Raw genomic sequence first — 3,102 nt, forward strand, 5'->3', positions numbered from 1 at the left:
AAAGGTTTTCTTTTGGAATTATACAATCTCTAAATATTAACTCTGCAGTAGATGAACCTCTAATCCCCATCTTGTCTTCAATTTTTCCTATACTAAATCCAGGAGCATCTTTTTCTACTATAAAAGCAGATATACCCCTAGTTCCTTTAGTTCTATCTGTCATGGCAAATATAATATAAATATCTGCTTCTCCACCATTAGTAATAAATATTTTAGTTCCATTTAAAATATAATTATCTCCATCTAAAACAGCTATCGTCTGTTGCCCAGCAGCATCCGTTCCTGCATTAGGTTCTGTTAATCCAAAAGCCCCTAGTTTTTCTCCCTTGGCTAAAGGTACTAAATATTTCTGTTTTTGCTCTTCTGTTCCATATTTATAAATTGGCCAACATCCTAAAGAGGTATGGGCTGAAAGTATAACTCCTGTAGTTCCACAAACTTTTGATAATTCTTCCACAGCTATGGCATAAGCTATTTCATCCCCACCAGCTCCACCATATTCTTTAGGAAAAGGTATTCCCAACATATTGTATCTAGCCATTTTTTCTACTGTTTCCCTTGGGAATCTACTAGTTTCATCGACTTCTGCTGCAATAGGTTTAACTTCACATTCAGCAAATTCTTTCATAACATTTCTTATCATTTCTTGCTCTTTTGATAGTTTGAAATCCATATTTGTCCCTCCCTGATTATAATCTCCTCCATATTTTTTATTATAAACCATTTTCATGATTATTTCTATAAATATTGTTAAATTTTTGACCTTCATTTCAATAATATAAGTCCAGAGTTACCTTTTTTACCATTATAAATGCCTGTAATTTCAGATTATCTGAAATTACAGGCATTTATTCACAAGATTTGTGAAAAAATTATTAATTTTTTTGTGATTAGTTTGACATTTTGAATTTTAATCTTCTATATAATCGGATTTATTGTTCAAAAAATAAGATAATGTAAATAATGATTCATTTAAATGAACATTCTCAATTATTAAATCTTCATCTACTCTAAGATCTGCTGGTGCAAAGTTCCAAATTCCTTTTATCCCACTTCTCATATAGATATCAGCAACATCTTGAGCACTTTCTTTAGGAGTAGTTATAATCCCAATTTCCACATTATTTTTCTTGATAAAGTCTTCTAATTCATCTACATCTTTAATCTCAATGTCTCTGATCTTTAACCCTATTAATTTTGGATTTTTGTCAAATAATGCTAGGATTTTAAATCCTGCATCTTGGAATCCTTTGTAGTTAGCAACTGCTTGACCTAAATTACCAGCTCCTGCAATTACAGTATTATAACCTCTGTCCAATCCTAATATCTTGCCTAATTGTTTGTACAATTCTTCTACATTGTATCCATATCCTTGTTGTCCAAATCCACCAAAATTGTTTAAATCTTGTCTTATTTGAGAAGCAGTAAAACCTGTCATCTTACTTAATTCTTGAGAGGAGATTCTATTTATTCCTTTCCTCAGCAAATCCCCTAAATATCTATAGTACTTAGGTAGCCTCCTAATCACAGTTATAGAGACTTTGTTTTCTCTGTCCATTTTTACACCCCTATCCATTCCAGAAAATTTTAGTTGATATTATTATAACACGTTGCTGTTAATAGGTCAATTATAGGTCTTTTTTATATATTTATGTCAATGTATATTATAATATTTATTACTAATAATATTATTATAATAACCATAAAGGAGAGATAATATGGCTAGTAAAGAACAACTAAGAAAAATTGCTATATATTGTGATTCATACAATCCCAAAACTGACCATTCTTTAAATATGACTTCAGAAGTATATGAAGAGAAATTTGAAAGCTGCGAAAATTGTTCCCATTTTACTGAAGATGGTAAATGTAATATCGATTTAATTGACAAAGTCCTTACAAGTTTAGCTATGGAGCAGGATTTAAAATCATAATAAAGCCCTATACTTTAAAAGGGCTGTTTTTTTTGGTAAAATAGAAATATAGTATGTAAAAGTTAGGAGATTAAAATATGATAGTTCTTTCGTGTAATAATATATCAAAAACTTATGTAGTGGATAAAATTTTAGAAAATATTAGTTTTACCATAGAAGAGAAAGATAAGATAGGACTTATAGGTCTTAATGGCTCTGGTAAAACTACTTTATTCAATATTTTAGTGGGAGATATTCCCAAAGATAATGGAGATATTTATGTTCAAAAAGATTTAAATATTGGATATTTAAGACAACATATGGATATAAAAAGTGATAAAACCATTTTTGAAGAATGTATACAGGTTTTTAAACCTTTAATTGAAATGGAAAAAGACCTAAGGAATTTGGAAAACCAAATTAGTATTGAAAGTACAAAAGGTGAGTCAGAAAAATTAGAACAATTAATGGCATGGTATTCTAATTTGCTGGAGGAATTTAGTGATAAAAATGGTTATGGCTTTAAAAGTGAGATTAAAGGAGTATTAAAAGGTCTTGGTTTTAAAGAGGAAGAATTTGATAAAAAGATAAATGTATTAAGTGGAGGACAAAAATCACGACTTTCTTTGGCCAAGCTATTGTTAGAAAAACCTGACCTTCTATTATTAGACGAGCCTACTAATCATCTAGACATAGAAGCTATAAATTGGTTAGAGTCTTACCTTTTAGAATATAAAGGTGCAGCATTAATAATTTCCCATGATAGATACTTTTTAGATAATGTAGTAACTAAAATATTCCATTTGGAAAATTTAAATCTAAAAACATATAATACTCATTATTCTAAGTTTATGGAAGTGAGAAAAAAAGAACTGGAATTATTAAAGAAAGAATATGAAAATCAGCAAAAGGAAATTAAAAGACAGGAAGAAATTATTAGACGATTTAGTAATTATGGAGATCGAAGATATATCAAACAAGCACAAAGTAGACAGAAATTGTTGGATAAAATGAAAACTATAGATAAACCTATGGACAGCAAAAAAGTCAAAATATCCTTTGAACCTAAGATAAAAAGTGGTAAAGAAGTATTGAGAGTTGAAAATATTGAAAAATCTTTTGGAGATTTTAGACTATTAGAGGATATAAATTTTACCATATATAGAGGGGAAAAAGTAGGATTAATTGG

Annotated in this window: 4 protein-coding genes; 2 read left to right on the forward strand and 2 right to left on the reverse strand. The window is 29.1% G+C overall.

The features are described from left to right. Positions 1–673: acyl-CoA dehydrogenase family protein (locus tag VK998_RS09700; protein WP_325227931.1), on the reverse strand; the 673-nt coding region annotated here is incomplete at its 3' end. 237 nt (positions 674–910) lie between these two features. Beyond that, a complete protein-coding gene (locus tag VK998_RS09705; protein ID WP_325227932.1) occupies positions 911–1,558 on the reverse strand; it encodes a redox-sensing transcriptional repressor Rex in 648 nt (215 codons plus the stop codon). A gap of 160 nt (positions 1,559–1,718) precedes the next feature. On the opposite strand from VK998_RS09705, the gene VK998_RS09710 reads away from it, so the two are divergent. Beyond that, entirely contained in the window at positions 1,719–1,934 is a 216-nt protein-coding gene (locus VK998_RS09710; RefSeq protein WP_325227933.1) for a hypothetical protein, read from the forward strand. A 77-nt stretch (positions 1,935–2,011) separates the two neighbouring features. Beyond that, a partial coding sequence (locus tag VK998_RS09715; protein ID WP_325227934.1) for an ABC-F family ATP-binding cassette domain-containing protein occupies positions 2,012–3,102 on the forward strand: 1,091 nt, incomplete at its 3' end.

Origin of the sequence: Schnuerera sp., from assembly GCF_035459645.1 — a bacterium.
Lineage (GTDB): Bacteria > Bacillota > Clostridia > Tissierellales > Tepidimicrobiaceae > Schnuerera.

Coding starts and splice junctions, on each gene's coding strand:
- VK998_RS09710 (WP_325227933.1), top strand. CDS start 1,719: ATGGCTAGTAAAGAACAACTAAGAAAAATTGCTATATATTGTGATTCA.
- VK998_RS09705 (WP_325227932.1), bottom strand. CDS start 1,558: ATGGACAGAGAAAACAAAGTCTCTATAACTGTGATTAGGAGGCTACCT.